Source organism: Xanthomonas sp. NCPPB 1128, assembly GCF_001043115.1.
GTDB lineage: Bacteria > Pseudomonadota > Gammaproteobacteria > Xanthomonadales > Xanthomonadaceae > Xanthomonas_A.
Genome location: NZ_LFME01000027.1, coordinates 21,729 through 36,331 on the forward strand (window position 1 = coordinate 21,729; position 14,603 = coordinate 36,331).

A 14,603-nucleotide genomic window follows, 5' to 3' on the forward strand; every position below is an offset into this window, starting at 1 on the left:
CCGGCGTGCGGAATTTGCCCCTTCACGCGCAAACCCTGAAAATGCAGGCAGCCAGAACGAGCCAAACGGGAGCGGAGCAGATGACGGGAACCGAGGGCGGCGCCAACGCGCCGGAGCCAGTGGAGCGCGACGTCATGGAGTACGACGTGGTCACCGTCGGCGCGGGCCCGGCCGGGTTGGCGTTCGCGATCCGGCTCAAGCAGCTCAACCCCGACATCTCGGTCTGCGTGATCGAGAAGGCCAGCACCATCGGCGCGCACATCCTGTCCGGCGCGGTGATCGAACCGGCGCCGCTGGACGCGCTGCTGCCGGGCTGGCGCGACAACCCGCCGCCGATCTGCGTGCCGGCGGCCGAGGACGAGTTCTGGTACCTGAGCAAGGACGGCGGGCACAAGTTCCCGATGGTGCCGCCGGGCATGCGCAACCACGGCAACTTCATCGTCAGCCTCGGCGCGATGTGCGCCTGGCTGGCGCCGCAGGCCGAAGCACTGGGCGTGGAGATCTACCCCGGCTTCGCCGCCACCGAGACCTTGCACGCCGAGGACGGCACGGTGCTGGGCGTGCGCATCGGCGACATGGGCGTGGCCAAGGACGGATCGCACAAGCCCGGCTACACCGCCGGCATCGACATCCGCGCCAAGGTCACGGTGCTGGCCGAAGGCGCGCGCGGACACCTGACCAAGCGCCTGATCGCGCGCTTCGCACTCGACGCCGGCCACGATCCGCAGGCGTTCTCGATCGGCATCAAGGAGCTGTGGCAGCTGCCCGAAGGCCGCGTCAGCACCGGCAAGATCGTGCACACCCTGGGCTGGCCTGCCAACAGCAAGACCTATGGCGGCAGCTTCCTGTACCACCTGGAGAACAACCAGGTGGCGCTGGGCTACGTCAGCGGCCTGGACTACCACGACCCCGAGTACCGCCCCTGGGAGGCCTTCCAGCAGTGGAAGAACCACCCGATGATGAAGTCGCTGCTCGACGGCGGCACCATCCTCTCGGCCGGCGCGCGCGCCATCGCCAGCGGCGGCTGGCAGTCGCTGCCGAAGGTGGAGATGCCCGGCGCGCTGCTGATCGGCGACACCGCCGGCCTGCTCAACGTGCCCAAGATCAAGGGCACCCACCAGGCGATCCGCAGCGGCATGCTCGCCGCCGAACATCTCGCCGCCGGCGCCGCGCTCGACCCGGCCGGCTTCGACGCACGCCTGCGCGGCTCGGAGGTGATGGCCGAGCTGCGTCAGGTGCGCAACATCAAGCCCGGCTTCAAGAAGGGCCTGTGGTTCGGCCTGCTCAACGGCGCCTGGGAGACCCTGGTCAAGGGCGCCTCGCCGTGGACACTGAAGGTCGGCGCCGACTGGAAGAGCCTGGACCGGCTGGGCGAGCACGAGCAGCCCAAGCGCGACTACGTGCAGCGCGAGCTGGCCCCGCGCGACCGCCTGCAGGGCGTGTACTTCGCCGCCACCGAGCACGACGAGGACCAGCCGGTGCACCTGCACGTGCTCGATCCGCAGATCTGCGTGACCCGCTGCACCGAGGAATACGGCAACCCCTGCACGCGCTTCTGCCCTGCGGCGGTGTATGAGATCGTCGACGACGCGGCCGGCAAGCGCCTGCAGATCAACGCCGCCAACTGCGTGCACTGCAAGACCTGCGACATCAAGGATCCCTACGCGATCATCGACTGGGTGACGCCGGAAGGCGGCTCCGGGCCGAACTACCAGAACCTGTGAGCGCAGGCCTGCTCGCGCGCCTGAAGACCGCGCTGTACCTCACGCTGCGCGCGGGCTTCCGCGCCCTGCCGCTGGCGCCGGCGCAGCGCGACCGCCTGCGCGCGCGCTTCCTGGAGCGCCATGCGGATCTGGTGCCGCCGCCGCCGCGCGGCCGCGCCACCGACGGCTACCGCGAACGCCGGCCGCGCGCGCGCGCCGACGAACGCGCGATCGGTCATGTGTCCGCGCAGCAGGCGCCGTTGCCCACGCCGCTGCCGGCCACCGTGGTGGCGTTCTACCTGCCGCAGTTCCACCCGATCCCGGAGAACGACGCCTGGTGGGGCGCCGGCTTCACCGAATGGCGCAACGTCAGCCGCGCGCTGCCGCAGTTCGAGGGGCATGTGCAGCCGCGGCTGCCGGCGGACCTTGGCTTCTACGATCTGCGCAACCCGGACAGCATGCGCCAGCAGGTGGCGCTGGCGAAGCAGTACGGCGTCGGCGCGTTCTGCTTCTACTTCTACTGGTTCGGCGGCAAGACCTTGCTGGAGACGCCGCTGCGGCAGTGGCTGGACGATCCCACGCTGGAGCTGCCGTTCTGCCTGTGCTGGGCCAACGAGCAATGGTCGCGGCGCTGGGACGGCCGCGGCGACGATGTGCTGATGGCGCAGGCGCACAGCGCGCAGGACGATCTGGACTTCATCGCGCACGTCGCCGACTACCTGCGCGATGCGCGCTGCCTGCGCGTGGACGGCCGGCCGATGCTGCTGGTGTATCGCCCGCATCTGCTGCCGGATCCGCAGGCCACCGCCACGCGCTGGCGCGATTGGTGCCGGCAGCACGGCATCGGCGAACTGCACCTGGCCTACGTGCAGGGCTTCGAGCGGCCGGACCCGCGCGACATCGGTTTCGACGCAGCGGTCGAGTTCCCGCCGAACATGAGCAATCCGCGCTCGCTGGCCGCCGACCAGCAACTGCTCAATCCCGACTACAGCGGCGCCGTGCTGGATTGGCGCGCCCTGGCCGCGGAGATCGCCGCGCGCCCGCTGCCCGAGTACCTGCTGTATCCGGGCGTCAACCCGGGCTGGGACAACGAAGCGCGCCGTCCCGGCGCCGGCCGCGTCTATCTGCACGCCTCGCCGCGCGGTTACGAGGACTGGCTGCGGAGCACCATCCACACCCGGCTGCAGGGCCGCCGCGCCGAACAGCGCCTGGTGTTCGTCAACGCCTGGAACGAGTGGGCCGAAGGCGCCGTGCTGGAACCGGATGCGCGGTTGGGGCACGCCTATCTCGACGCCACCCGCCGCGCGCTGGCGCCGTTGCCGGCACGCGACGCGACGCCGCACGCGATCATCCACGCGTGGTATCCGGACGTGCTGCCCGAACTGCTGGCGCAGCTCGCCGCGAGCGCCCTGCCGTGGCGTCTGCTGGTCACCACCTCGCCCGACCAGGCCGATGCGGTGCGCACGCACCTGCGTGCGTGCGCGTTGCCGTCCGAGGTGATGGTGCTGGAGAACCGCGGCCGCGACATCCTGCCGTTCCTGCACGCGGCCGAACGGCTGCTGCGCGACGGCGTGGACGTGGCGCTGAAGCTGCACACCAAGCGCAGCACCCATCTGCGCAACGGCGATGCCTGGCGCAACGAACTGCTGCAACGCTTGGCCGGCACCGACCGCGCCGCGCGCGTGCTGCAGGCCTTCGCCGAGGATCCTGCACTCGGCCTGGTCGCGCCCGAAGGCCATCTGCTGCCGTTGGCCGACTTCTGGGGCGGCAACCGCGCCGCCGCCGACTATCTGCTGCGCCGGACAGGCTACAGCGACGCTCCCCTGGAGCAGGCGCAGTTCGTCTCGGGCAGCATGTTCTGGGCACGCTTGAACGCGCTGCGGCCGCTGCTGGACAGCGGCCTGTACCCGTCGGAGTTCGAGGCGGAGCAGGGTCAGCTCGACGCCACCCTGGCGCATGCGGTGGAACGGCTGGCGGCGCCGCTGGCAGAGCGCGTCGGCTATCGCGTCACCACCGTGGCCGACCTGCTCGGCCAGCCACTGCCGGCAGCCGCCGACTACGCCTACGCGCAGCGCAGCGCCTGAGCGGCGCGGCGCGTCCTTATCCGCGCCGGAACGGCACGCCGGTCTTGGCGACCAGTTCGGCCTCGTCCACGCTCTCCGCGGTCTCGACCAATATCAGGCCGCTGTCGGTGACGTCGAACACCGCCAGGTCGGTGATGATGCGGTCGACCACGCCGACGCCGGTCAGCGGCAGGTCGCAGGCCGGCAGGATCTTGTGGCTGCCGTCCTTGGCCACGTGTTCCATCAGCACGACCACGCGCTTGACCCCGGCCACCAGGTCCATCGCGCCGCCCATACCCTTGACCATCTTGCCCGGCACCATCCAGTTGGCCAGATCGCCCTTCTCGCTGACCTGCATCGCGCCGAGGATGGCCAGGTCGATATGCCCGCCGCGGATCATCGCGAAGGAATCGTGGCTGCCGAAGTAGCTGGCGCCGGCGCGGGCGGTGACGGTCTGCTTGCCGGCGTTGATCAGGTCGGCGTCGACCTCGTCCTCGCTGGGGAACGGGCCGATGCCGAGCAGGCCGTTCTCCGACTGCAGCCACACGTCCACACCCTCGGGAATGTGGTTGGCGACCAGGGTCGGCAGGCCGATGCCGAGGTTCACGTAGGCGCCGTCGGTGAGTTCGCGGGCGGCGCGCTGCGCCATGTCGTCGCGGGTCCAGGCCATGTCAGGCGTCCTTCTGGCGCAGGGTGCGCTGTTCGATGCGTTTTTCGGGATGCGGGTTGTGCACGATGCGGTCGACGTAGATGCCGGGCAGGTGCACCTGATCCGGATCCAGGCTGCCGGTCTCCACCACTTCCTCGACTTCGGCGATGCAGAGCTTGCCGGCCATCGCGCAGGCCGGGTTGAAGTTGCGCGCGGTCTTGCGGAACACCAGGTTGCCGGCGGTATCGGCCTTCCATGCCTTGACCAGGGCCACGTCGGCGCGCAGCGCGGTCTCCAGCACGTAGTGCTTGCCGTCGAATTCGCGGATCTCCTTGCCCTCGGCCACCACCGTGCCGTAGCCGGTGGCGGTGAAGAACGCGGGGATGCCGGCGCCGCCGGCGCGCAGGCGCTCGGCCAGGGTGCCCTGCGGGTTGAATTCCAGTTCCAGTTCGCCGGCCAGATACTGGCGTTCGAACTCCTTGTTCTCGCCGACGTAGGACGAAATCATCTTGCGGATCTGCCGCGTCGCCAGCAGCTGGCCAAGGCCGAAGCCGTCGACCCCGGCATTGTTGGAGATCACCGTGAGTCCGCTGACGCCGCTGTCGCGCAGGGCGGCGATCAAGGCCTCGGGGATGCCGCAAAGGCCGAACCCGCCGACCGCCAGAATCTGTCCGTCCGCCACCACGTCGGCCAGCGCCGTGGCCGCATCCGGGAAAAGCTTGCCGCGCCGTCCGCCCGCAGGGGTAGAGGTGTCGCCCATTCGCCAGCTCCGCGTTGGAATGTAGACAGCTAGTTTAGCCGCTCGGGGACTGCGACCCCCGCCGCACCGCCGCAACGACCGATTAAGCGCCGTAACGTTACACTCGGGTTTCCCCCAACTAGGACCCTCTTCCATGTCGCTTCCCGCATTCAAGGCCTACGACATCCGCGGCCGCGTTCCCGACGAACTGAACGAGGACTTGGCCCGCAGGATCGGCGTGGCGCTGGCGGGGCAATTGGGCAGCGGGCCGGTCGTCGTGGGCCACGACGTCCGCCTGGCCAGCCAGGGGCTGCAGGACGCGCTGTCGGCCGGCCTGCGCGCCAGCGGCCGCGAGGTCATCGACATCGGCCTGTGCGGCACCGAGGAAGTGTATTTCCAGACCGACCACCTGCAGGCCGCCGGCGGCGTGATGGTGACTGCCAGCCACAACCCGATGGACTACAACGGCATGAAGCTGGTGCGCGAGAACGCGCGCCCGATCAGCTCCGACACCGGCCTGTTCGCGATCCGCGACACCGTCGCCGCCGATACCGCGCCAGCCGTTGAGCCGACCGCCGCCGAGCACCACCGCCCGGACAAGAGCGCCTACATCGAACACCTGCTGAGCTATGTCGACCGCGCCACGCTCAAGCCGCTGAAGCTGGTGGTGAACGCCGGCAACGGCGGCGCCGGCGCCATCGTCGACCTGCTCGCGCCGCACCTGCCGTTCGAGTTCGTGCGCGTCTTCCACGAGCCGGACGGCCACTTCCCCAACGGCATCCCCAACCCGCTGCTGCCGGAGAACCGCGCCGCCACCGCCAACGCGGTCAAGCAGCACGGCGCCGACTTCGGCATCGCCTGGGACGGCGACTTCGACCGCTGCTTCTTCTTCGATGCCGACGGCCGCTTCATCGAGGGCTACTACCTGGTGGGCCTGCTGGCGCAGGCGATCCTGGCCAAGCAGCCGGGCGGCAAGGTCGTGCACGACCCGCGCCTGACCTGGAACACGATCGAGCAGGTCGAGGAAGCCGGCGGCATCCCGGTGCTGTGCAAGAGCGGCCATGCCTTCATCAAGGAGAAGATGCGCAGCGAGAACGCCGTGTACGGCGGCGAGATGAGCGCGCACCACTATTTCCGCGAATTCGCCTACGCCGACTCGGGCATGATCCCGTGGCTGCTGATCGCCGAGCTGGTGTCGCAGTCCGGCCGCTCGCTGGCCGACCTGGTCGAGGCACGCATGCAGAAGTTCCCGTGCAGCGGCGAGATCAACTTCAAGGTCGCCGACGCCAAGGCGGCGGTGGCGCGGGTGATGGAACACTTCGCCGCGCATGCGCCGACGCTGGACTACACCGACGGCGTCAGCGCCGAATTCGCCGACTGGCGCTTCAACCTGCGCAGTTCCAACACCGAACCGCTGCTGCGCCTGAACGTGGAAACCCGCGGCGACGCAGCCCTGCTGGAACAGCGCACGCAGGAGATTTCCGAGCTGCTGCGCGACTGATCCCACCACCCTCCCCCTAGACGCACTATGGAGTTCCCCCGCCCATGAGCGACGTCCTTCCCATCATCCTGTCCGGCGGTTCCGGCACGCGCCTGTGGCCGTTGTCGCGCGAGTCGTATCCCAAGCAGTTCCTGCCGCTGGTCGGCGAGCAGAGCATGCTGCAGGCCACCTGGCAGCGCGCGGCACCGGTTGCCGCGCACGCACCGATCGTGGTCGCCAACGAGGAGCACCGCTTCGTCGCGGCCGAGCAGTTGCAGCAGATCGGCGTGAAGCCGCATGCGATCCTGCTCGAACCCAAGGGCCGCAACACCGCGCCGGCGATCGCCGTGGCAGCGTTGGAGGCCTCGCGCGATGGCGCCGATCCGCTGTTGCTGGTCCTGCCCTCCGACCACGTGATCGGCGACGAAGCCGCCTTCCAGGCCGCGGTGCGCGTGGCTGCCGTCGCGGCCGAACAAGGCAAGCTGGTGACGTTCGGGATCAAGCCGACAGCGCCGGAAACCGGCTACGGCTACATCAAGGCCGCCGCCGGCGACGGCGCGCGCGCGGTCGAGCGCTTCGTCGAAAAACCCGACCTGGCGACCGCAAAGAACTACCTGGCCTCTGGCGAGTACTACTGGAACAGCGGCATGTTCCTGTTCCGCGCCTCGCGCTACCTGGAAGAACTGCGCAAGTTCCAGCCAGCCATCGCCGATGCCTGCACCACCGCATGGCAGGCCGCCAAGCGCGATGCCGACTTCACCCGTCTGGACAAGGACGCCTTCGCTGCCAGCCCCTCCGACTCCATCGACTACGCGGTGATGGAGAAGACCGCCGACGCGGTGGTGGTGCCACTGGACGCGAAGTGGAGCGACGTCGGCTCGTGGTCGGCGCTGCTGGACGTGTCGCCACAGGATGCCAACGGCAATGCGCACCACGGCGACGTGATCGAGATCGATTGCCGCAACACCTACGCCTACGGCTCGCGCCTGATCGCGATGGTGGGCCTGCAGGACGTGGTGGTGGTGGAGACCGACGATGCGGTACTGGTCGGCCATCGCGAACGCATCCAGGAAGTGAAGGACATCGTCGGCAGGATCAAGGCCGATGGCCGTTCCGAGGCGACCTGGCACCGCAAGGTGTACCGTCCGTGGGGTGCCTACGATTCGATCGACAACGGCCAGCGTTTCCAGGTCAAGCGCATCACCGTCAAGCCCGGCGCCACGCTGAGCCTGCAGATGCATCACCACCGGGCCGAGCACTGGATCGTGGTCAGCGGCACCGCCGAGGTCACCCGTGGCGACGAGGTGCTGCTGCTCACCGAGAACCAGAGCACCTACATCCCACTCGGGGTGACGCATCGTTTGAAGAACCCCGGCAAGCTGCCGCTGGAGTTGATCGAAGTGCAGTCGGGCAGCTACCTGGGCGAGGACGACATCGTGCGCTTCGAGGATACCTACGGGCGTACCTGAGTCCGGCGCAGGCCGCAAACGCAAAGAGCCGGGCACTGCCCGGCTCTTTGTTTTTCGGCTGCGTGGTGTTCTGGCGGGATAACGGATCAGGCGGCCGGCGTTGCCGCAGCGAGTTCGCCGATCACCTGGCGCAGGCCATCGCGCCACTGCGGCAGTTCCAGCGCGAAATCGCGCTGCAGGCGCGACACGTCCAGGCGCGAATACGCCGGGCGCTTGGCCGGGGTCGGATACTCCACGGTGGTGATCGGCAGCACCCGCGGCGCGCGCGACAACAGGCCCGCCGCCACCGCCTCGGCGACGATCGCCTCGGCGAAGCCGTGCCAGGTGGTCTCGCCGGCCGCGGTCAGGTGCCAGGTGCCGGACGGCAGCGTCGCGCGCTGCGCCAGCACCCGCGCGGTGACGTCTGCGATCAGCGCCGCCGGGGTCGGCGTGCCGACCTGGTCGGCGACCACCTTCAATTCGTCACGGTCGGCACCGACCCGCAGCATGGTGCGCAGGAAGTTGTGTCCATGCGCGGCGTACACCCAAGCGGTGCGGAAGATCAGATGCTGCGCACCGGAGGCGCGGATCGCCTCTTCGCCGGCCAGCTTGGTGGCGCCGTACACGCCCAGCGGCGCGGTCGGCGCGTCCTCGGCATAGGGCTGCGTGCCCTGGCCGTCGAATACGTAGTCGGTGGAGTAATGCACCATCGGCACGCCATGCGCAGCGCACCAGGCAGCGATCGCCGCCGGCGAGTCGGCATTGGCACGGTGCGCCGCTTCGGCATCCTGTTCGGCGCGGTCGACCGCGGTGTAGGCCGCGGCATTGACCACCGCCGATGGCCGCAGCCGGTCCAGCAGTTCGCCCAGGGTCTGCGGCTGGTCGAAATCGGCGCGCTCGCAGGCGCTGCCGTCGGGCAACTGGCCACTGCGCGTGGTCGCGACCACCGGCCCCTGCTCGGCCAGCGCCCGCAGCAGTTCCTGCCCGACCTGGCCGTTGCCGCCGAACACCAGCACGCTCATGGCTGGTAGACCGGCAGGCGCTCGACCGGGATGTCGGCCAGGAACGGCGCGACAGCGTCCTTGCCCGACAGCACGGGCTCGGAGATCGGCCAGTCCACGCCGATCGCGGCATCGTCCCAATGCACGCCGGCATCGGCTTCCTTGACGTACACGTCGGTGCACAGATAGCTGAACACCGCGCGCTCCGACAGCACCGCAAACCCATGCGCGAAGCCTTCCGGAATCCAGAACTGCTTCTTGTTCTCCGCGCTCAGCACCACCGCGGCCCAGCGGCCGAAGTGCGGCGAGCCGTGGCGGATGTCGACGGCGACGTCGTACACCTCGCCCTCGAGCACGCTGACCAGCTTGCCCTGCGGCCGCGGCCACTGGTAGTGCAGGCCGCGCAGCACGCCCTTGGCCGAGGTGGAGACGTTGCTCTGCACGAACTTCGTGGGCAGCCCATGCTCGCCGAAGCGCTCGGCGTTCCAGGTCTCGAAGAAATAGCCGCGCGCGTCGCCGAACACCGCCGGCTCGATCACCACACAACCGGGCAGATTGGTTTCAATCACTTTCACGGAACGGTTCCTCGTACAGCCAATTCATGCAGGTAGGTGCCATAGGCGTTCTTGCGCAGCGGAGCGGCAAGTTTCTCCAGCTGCGCCGCATCGATCCACCCGTTCCCGAAGGCGATCTCTTCCGGGCAGCAGACCTGCAGGCCCTGTCGCGACTGGATGGTCTCGATGAAATTGGACGCTTCGTGCAGCGACTGGTGGGTGCCGGTATCCAGCCAGGCATAACCGCGGCCCAGCGCTTCCAGGTGCAACTCGCCGGCTTCCAGATAACGGCGGTTGAGATCGGTGATCTCCAGTTCGCCGCGCGGCGAGGGCTTCAGTTCCGCCGCATGGTCGCTGGCCTGGCCATCGTAGAAATACAGGCCGGTGACCGCGTAGTGGGAGCGCGGCTTGGCCGGCTTTTCCTCGATGTCGATGACCTTGCCGGACGCATCGAACTCGGCCACGCCGTAGCGCTCGGGGTCGTTGACCCAGTAGCCGAACACGGTGGCGCCCTGTTGCCGCGCGTCGGCGCGGCGCAGGGTCTCGGTCAGGCCGTGGCCGTGGAAGATGTTGTCGCCCAGCACCAGGCAGCTCGGCTTGCCGGCGACGAAGTCGCGGCCGATCAGGTAGGCCTGCGCCAGCCCGTCCGGGCTCGGCTGCACCGCGTACCGGATGTCCATGCCCCACTGCGCGCCATCGCCCAGCAGTGCCTGGAACAGCGCCTGTTCGTGCGGGGTGTTGATGATCAGCACCTCGCGGATGCCGGCCAGCATCAGCACGCTGAGCGGGTAGTAGATCATCGGCTTGTCGTACACCGGCAGCAGCTGCTTGCTGACGCCCTTGGTGATCGGGTACAGCCGCGTGCCGGAGCCGCCAGCGAGGATGATGCCCTTGCGTTGTGTCATGAGGTACTTCCTTTGGACGTCCGCATGTGGATGTGCGGGCGCATGCGAGGGACGCGGGTTATGCCGCGGTGCCGATCCGTTCCAGCCGATAGCTGCCATCGAGCACGCCCTGCACCCAGTCCTGATGGCTCAGGTACCAGTCCACGGTGAGCGCGATGCCCTGTTCGAAGGTGTACTGCGGCTCCCAGCCCAGTTCGTTCTTCAGCTTGGAGGCGTCGATCGCATAGCGGCGGTCGTGGCCGGGCCGGTCGGCGACGTAGGTGATCTGGCTGGCGCGCGGCTTGCCGTCTTCGCGCGGACGTCGCGCGTCCAGCAGCGCGCAGATCGCCTGCACCACTTCGATGTTCTGCTTCTCCGAGTTGCCGCCGACGTTGTAGGTCTCGCCGACCTTGCCCTTGGCCAGCACGGTGCGGATCGCCTCGCAGTGGTCGCCGACGAACAGCCAGTCGCGCACCTGCTTGCCGACGCCGTACACCGGCAGCGGCTCACCGGCCAGCGCCTTGGCGATCACCAGCGGAATGAGTTTTTCCGGGAAGTGGTACGGGCCGTAATTGTTGGAGCAGTTGGTGGTCAGCACCGGCAGGCCGTAGGTATGGTGGAACGCGCGCACCAAGTGATCGGACGCGGCCTTGGACGCCGAGTACGGCGAGTTCGGCGCATACGGGGTGGTTTCGCTGAACTTGCCGGTCTCGCCCAGCGTGCCGTAGACCTCGTCGGTGGACACGTGCAGGAAGCGGAACGCATCGCGACGGTCCTCCGGCAACGCCTTCCAGTGATCGCGCACCGACTCCAGCAAGCCGAGGGTGCCGACCACGTTGGTCTGGATGAAGGCACCGGGGCCGTCGATCGAGCGGTCCACGTGGCTTTCGGCGGCGAAATTCACCACCGCGTCGGGCTGGTGCTCGGTCAGCAGACGGCGCACCAGGTCGCGGTCGCCGATATCGCCGTGCACGAACACGTGGTCGGGGTTGCCTTCCAGCGACGCCAGCGTGTTCAGGTTTCCGGCGTAGGTCAGTGCGTCCAGGTTGATCACACGGATGCCGCGCGCCACCGCCTCGAGCACGAAATTGCCGCCGATGAAACCGGCACCGCCGGTTACGAGCCAAGTCGCCACTGTGTGTTTCTCCTGATTGGGCGCGGTCAGCGCCTAATGTCCAAACCACACAGGATATACGCTTTGTATGAACCGGTCGTGGTCGCCGCACGCGGCGATCGCGCCCCATCGAAGACCCCACCATACGCCCTCGCATGGTCCCCTGCGCCCGGTTAGAATCCTCCGACTGCCCCGTGCCAGCCGCCGCGGCCGGGCCTTCCCGCACTGCTGAAGGATCTCGTACACGATGAAAATCCTCGTCGCCTACAAGCGCGTGGTGGACTACAACGTCCGCATCCAGGTCAAGCCGGACGGCTCCGGCGTGGTCACCGAGGGCGTCAAGCTCTCCGCCAACCCGTTCGACGAAATCGCCCTGGAAGAAGCGCTGCGCCTGCGCGATGCCGGTATCGCCAGCGAGGTGGTGGTCGCCACCATCGCCCCGGCCGACGCCGCCGCCGCCCTGCGCAACGGCCTGGCGATGGGCGCCAACCGCGCCATCCACGTGGTCGCCGACGCGGCGATCCAGCCGCTGACCGCCGCGCGCACCCTGCTCAAGCTGGTCGAGCAGGAGCAGCCGGACCTGGTGATCCTGGGCAAGCAGGCGATCGACGACGACGCCAACCAGACCGGGCAGATGCTGGCCACGCTGTGGGGCCGGCCGCAGGCGACCTTCGCCGGCAAGCTGGTGGTGGCCGACGGCAAGGCCACGGTGACCCGCGAGGTCGACGCCGGCCTGGAAACCCTGGAAGTGGACCTGCCGGCAGTGGTCACCACCGACCTGCGCCTGAACGAGCCGCGCTTCATCAAGCTGCCGGACATCATGAAGGCCAAGAGCAAGCCGCTGCAGACGCTGGCGTTCGCCGATCTGGGCGTGGAGGCCAACGACAGCCTCACCACCACCCACTACGCCCCGCCGGCCAAGCGCAGCCGCGGCGTGATGGTCAAGGATGCCGCCGAACTGGTGGCCGCACTGAAGAACAAGGGGTTGCTGTAATGGCCAAGATCCTCGTCATCGCCGAACATCTCAACGGGCAGCTCAACGCCGCCACCGCCAAGTGCGTCAGCGCCGCGCAGGCGCTGTCGGCCGAGGCCATCGACATCGTGGTGCTGGCGTCCGATCCGGCCGCGGTGGCAGCCCAGGCCGCGCAGATCGCGGGCGTCGCCCGCGTCCTCACCGTCGCCAATCCTGCCAACGAACACGCCATCGCGCAGGTGCTGGGCCCGCAGATCGCTGCTCTGGCGGCGGGCTACACCCACGTGTTCGGCCCCTCCACCACCTTCGGCAAGGACCTGATGCCGGTGGTGGCCGCCCTGCTCGGCGTCAACCAGATCTCCGACCTGATGGCGGTGGACGGCGAGTACGCGTTCAAGCGCCCGATCTACGCCGGCAACGCCATCATCAGCGTGCAGGCGCCGGCCGACCAGATCGTGGTCGCCACCGTGCGCAGCGCCTCCTGGCCGGAAGCGGCGCAAGGCGGCAGCGCGGCGGTTGAAGCGGCCAGCGTGGACGCGTCGCTGCCGAGCCACACCCGCTTCGTCGGCCTGGCCGCCGGCAAGTCCGACCGTCCCGACCTGCAGAGCGCCAAGCGCGTGGTCTCCGGCGGCCGCGGCGTCGGCTCGGCGGAGAACTTCCAGATCGTCTACCAGCTCGCCGACAAGCTCGGTGCGGCGGTCGGCGCCTCGCGCGCAGCGGTCGACGCCGGCTACGTGCCCAACGAACTGCAGGTAGGCCAGACCGGCAAGATCATCGCGCCGGAGCTGTACGTGGCGATCGGCATTTCCGGCGCCATCCAGCATCTGACCGGCATCAAGGACGCCGGCACTATCGTCGCGATCAACAAGGACCCGGAATCGCCGATCTTCGAGATCGCTGACATCGGCCTGGTCGGCGACCTGTTCACGGTGCTGCCGGAGCTGGAAAAGGCGCTGGGCTGAGCCGTCGCAGAGGCCCGGGGATGATGCCGCACGGCGCCGATGGCGTGCCCGCGCCGCGCCACCGTGCGGATCATCTGGCGTTGTTCGTCGTGCTGTTGTGCGGCGGCTACCTGGCCGCCCTGTGGTGGATCGACCGCGGCAACGGCACGTTCGCCCGGCTCGGCGCGATCTGGCCGTTGCTGGCGCTGGCGGTGCTGCCGGTCTCGGCCAGTTACCTGTGCCGCTTCTGGCGCTGGCGCTGGTTGCTGCAGCGACAGGGCCATACGGTGCCGTTCGGTCTCGGATGGACCGCCTACCTGGCCGGCTTCGCATTGACCGCCACCCCCGGCAAGGCCGGGGAGTTGCTGCGCATCCGCTATTTCGCGCGCATGGGCGTGCCGGCGGGGCGCACGCTGGCGGTGTTCGTGTTCGAGCGCGCCTCCGACCTGCTGGTGATCCTGGCGCTGTCGCTGCTGGCCGCACCGGTCTTCCCCACCCTGGGCACGCTCGCCGCAGTGGTGCTGGGCTTCGTCGCCCTGCTGTTCGGCGCCGCCGCCTGGCCGGCTTTGCTGGCGTGGCTGGAGAGCGTGGGCCGGCGTCTGCCCGGCCGCTGGCTGCGGGGGGCGGCGCAGTTCGCCGTGTTCGCCGCCATGGAGCTGCGTGCCTGCCTCGGCACCGCGCAGATGGTGCGCAGCCTGATCGCGGGCGCGGGCGCCTGGGGCCTGACCTCGGCGGTCTTCGTCGGCTTGTGCCACGGCCTGGGCCTGCATCTGGACCCGCTGGTCGCGTTCGGCATCTACCCGCTGGCGATGCTGATCGGCGCGCTGTCCTTCGTGCCCGGCGGGGTCGGCACCACTGAACTGGCGATCGTGCTGATGCTGGACCGGCTGGGCGTCGCCACCGCCGATGCGATCGCGGTCGCGGTGGCCGCACGGCTGGTGACGCTCTGGTATGCGGTCGCCGTGGGCGCCCTGGCAATGGGCACGACCGAATTCCTGCAGCGGCGCCAAGCCGGCTGAGCGGGGCCAGAGCGTGTCACAGGTATAATCGCGGC

At 69.0% G+C, this 14,603-nt stretch carries 13 protein-coding genes; 7 read left to right on the plus strand and 6 right to left on the minus strand.

What is annotated here, in order from left to right; all coding sequences use genetic code 11:
- Positions 1-80: 80 nt before the first annotated feature.
- On the plus strand, positions 81-1,724 hold the full coding sequence (locus tag ACP93_RS15640; RefSeq protein WP_048491597.1) for an electron transfer flavoprotein-ubiquinone oxidoreductase: 1,644 nt from the start codon (positions 81-83) through the stop codon (positions 1,722-1,724).
- Entirely contained in the window at positions 1,721-3,787 is a 2,067-nt protein-coding gene (locus tag ACP93_RS15645; RefSeq protein ID WP_048491598.1) for a glycoside hydrolase family 99-like domain-containing protein, read from the plus strand. Before ACP93_RS15640 ends, ACP93_RS15645 begins: the two co-directional genes overlap by 4 nt.
- Positions 3,788-3,803: 16 nt before the next feature.
- Here ACP93_RS15645 and ACP93_RS15650 read toward each other — a convergent pair whose 3' ends face one another.
- Positions 3,804-4,436 carry a CoA transferase subunit B gene (locus tag ACP93_RS15650; protein WP_048491599.1) on the minus strand — a complete coding sequence of 211 codons (633 nt, stop codon included), beginning with the start codon at positions 4,434-4,436 and terminating at the stop codon, positions 3,804-3,806.
- Between the two features lies 1 nt (position 4,437).
- Complete coding sequence (locus ACP93_RS15655) at positions 4,438-5,175, minus strand: CoA transferase subunit A (protein WP_048491600.1); 738 nt, start codon at positions 5,173-5,175, stop codon at positions 4,438-4,440.
- A 133-nt stretch (positions 5,176-5,308) separates the two neighbouring features.
- On the opposite strand from ACP93_RS15655, the gene ACP93_RS15660 reads away from it, so the two are divergent.
- Positions 5,309-6,655, plus strand: coding sequence for a phosphohexomutase domain-containing protein (locus ACP93_RS15660; RefSeq protein ID WP_048491601.1), 1,347 nt, complete (start codon positions 5,309-5,311; stop codon positions 6,653-6,655).
- 44 nt (positions 6,656-6,699) lie between these two features.
- On the plus strand, positions 6,700-8,103 hold the full coding sequence (locus ACP93_RS15665) for a mannose-1-phosphate guanylyltransferase/mannose-6-phosphate isomerase (RefSeq protein WP_048491602.1): 1,404 nt from the start codon (positions 6,700-6,702) through the stop codon (positions 8,101-8,103).
- Positions 8,104-8,189: 86 nt separating this feature from the next.
- Here ACP93_RS15665 and rfbD read toward each other — a convergent pair whose 3' ends face one another.
- The 4 genes from rfbD to rfbB are packed head-to-tail and all read right to left on the minus strand — an operon-like array spanning position 8,190 to position 11,656.
- Positions 8,190-9,104: a dTDP-4-dehydrorhamnose reductase gene (gene rfbD, locus ACP93_RS15670; RefSeq protein WP_048491603.1), complete on the minus strand. Its 915-nt coding sequence runs from the start codon at positions 9,102-9,104 to the stop codon at positions 8,190-8,192.
- Positions 9,101-9,658 carry a dTDP-4-dehydrorhamnose 3,5-epimerase gene (gene rfbC, locus ACP93_RS15675; protein ID WP_048491604.1) on the minus strand — a complete coding sequence of 186 codons (558 nt, stop codon included), beginning with the start codon at positions 9,656-9,658 and terminating at the stop codon, positions 9,101-9,103. The genes rfbD and rfbC overlap by 4 nt, the downstream gene beginning before the upstream one ends.
- Positions 9,655-10,542 (minus strand): glucose-1-phosphate thymidylyltransferase RfbA, encoded by an 888-nt coding sequence (rfbA, locus tag ACP93_RS15680; protein ID WP_048491605.1) that lies wholly within the window; start codon positions 10,540-10,542, stop codon positions 9,655-9,657. Before rfbA ends, rfbC begins: the two co-directional genes overlap by 4 nt.
- 58 nt (positions 10,543-10,600) lie before the next feature.
- Complete coding sequence (gene rfbB, locus ACP93_RS15685; RefSeq protein WP_048491606.1) at positions 10,601-11,656, minus strand: dTDP-glucose 4,6-dehydratase; 1,056 nt, start codon at positions 11,654-11,656, stop codon at positions 10,601-10,603.
- 226 nt (positions 11,657-11,882) lie between these two features.
- Here rfbB and ACP93_RS15690 point away from each other — a divergent pair, with 226 nt between their 5' ends.
- The 3 genes from ACP93_RS15690 to ACP93_RS15700 are packed head-to-tail and all read left to right on the plus strand — an operon-like array spanning position 11,883 to position 14,568.
- Positions 11,883-12,629 carry an electron transfer flavoprotein subunit beta/FixA family protein gene (locus tag ACP93_RS15690; protein WP_048491607.1) on the plus strand — a complete coding sequence of 249 codons (747 nt, stop codon included), beginning with the start codon at positions 11,883-11,885 and terminating at the stop codon, positions 12,627-12,629.
- Positions 12,629-13,570: an electron transfer flavoprotein subunit alpha/FixB family protein gene (locus tag ACP93_RS15695; protein WP_048491608.1), complete on the plus strand. Its 942-nt coding sequence runs from the start codon at positions 12,629-12,631 to the stop codon at positions 13,568-13,570. Before ACP93_RS15690 ends, ACP93_RS15695 begins: the two co-directional genes overlap by 1 nt.
- Positions 13,571-13,590: 20 nt before the next feature.
- Positions 13,591-14,568, plus strand: coding sequence for a lysylphosphatidylglycerol synthase transmembrane domain-containing protein (locus ACP93_RS15700; protein ID WP_048491609.1), 978 nt, complete (start codon positions 13,591-13,593; stop codon positions 14,566-14,568).
- Positions 14,569-14,603 lie beyond the last annotated feature (35 nt).

Excerpts from the sequence above, each read along its gene's own strand:
- ACP93_RS15640 (WP_048491597.1), top strand. The coding sequence starts at position 81 with ATGACGGGAACCGAGGGCGGCGCCAACGCGCCGGAGCCAGTGGAGCGC.
- ACP93_RS15650 (WP_048491599.1), bottom strand. The coding sequence starts at position 4,436 with ATGGCCTGGACCCGCGACGACATGGCGCAGCGCGCCGCCCGCGAACTC.
- ACP93_RS15655 (WP_048491600.1), bottom strand. The coding sequence starts at position 5,175 with ATGGGCGACACCTCTACCCCTGCGGGCGGACGGCGCGGCAAGCTTTTC.
- ACP93_RS15660 (WP_048491601.1), top strand. The coding sequence starts at position 5,309 with ATGTCGCTTCCCGCATTCAAGGCCTACGACATCCGCGGCCGCGTTCCC.
- ACP93_RS15665 (WP_048491602.1), top strand. The coding sequence starts at position 6,700 with ATGAGCGACGTCCTTCCCATCATCCTGTCCGGCGGTTCCGGCACGCGC.
- rfbD (WP_048491603.1), bottom strand. The coding sequence starts at position 9,104 with ATGAGCGTGCTGGTGTTCGGCGGCAACGGCCAGGTCGGGCAGGAACTG.
- rfbA (WP_048491605.1), bottom strand. The coding sequence starts at position 10,542 with ATGACACAACGCAAGGGCATCATCCTCGCTGGCGGCTCCGGCACGCGG.
- ACP93_RS15690 (WP_048491607.1), top strand. The coding sequence starts at position 11,883 with ATGAAAATCCTCGTCGCCTACAAGCGCGTGGTGGACTACAACGTCCGC.
- ACP93_RS15695 (WP_048491608.1), top strand. The coding sequence starts at position 12,629 with ATGGCCAAGATCCTCGTCATCGCCGAACATCTCAACGGGCAGCTCAAC.
- ACP93_RS15700 (WP_048491609.1), top strand. The coding sequence starts at position 13,591 with ATGATGCCGCACGGCGCCGATGGCGTGCCCGCGCCGCGCCACCGTGCG.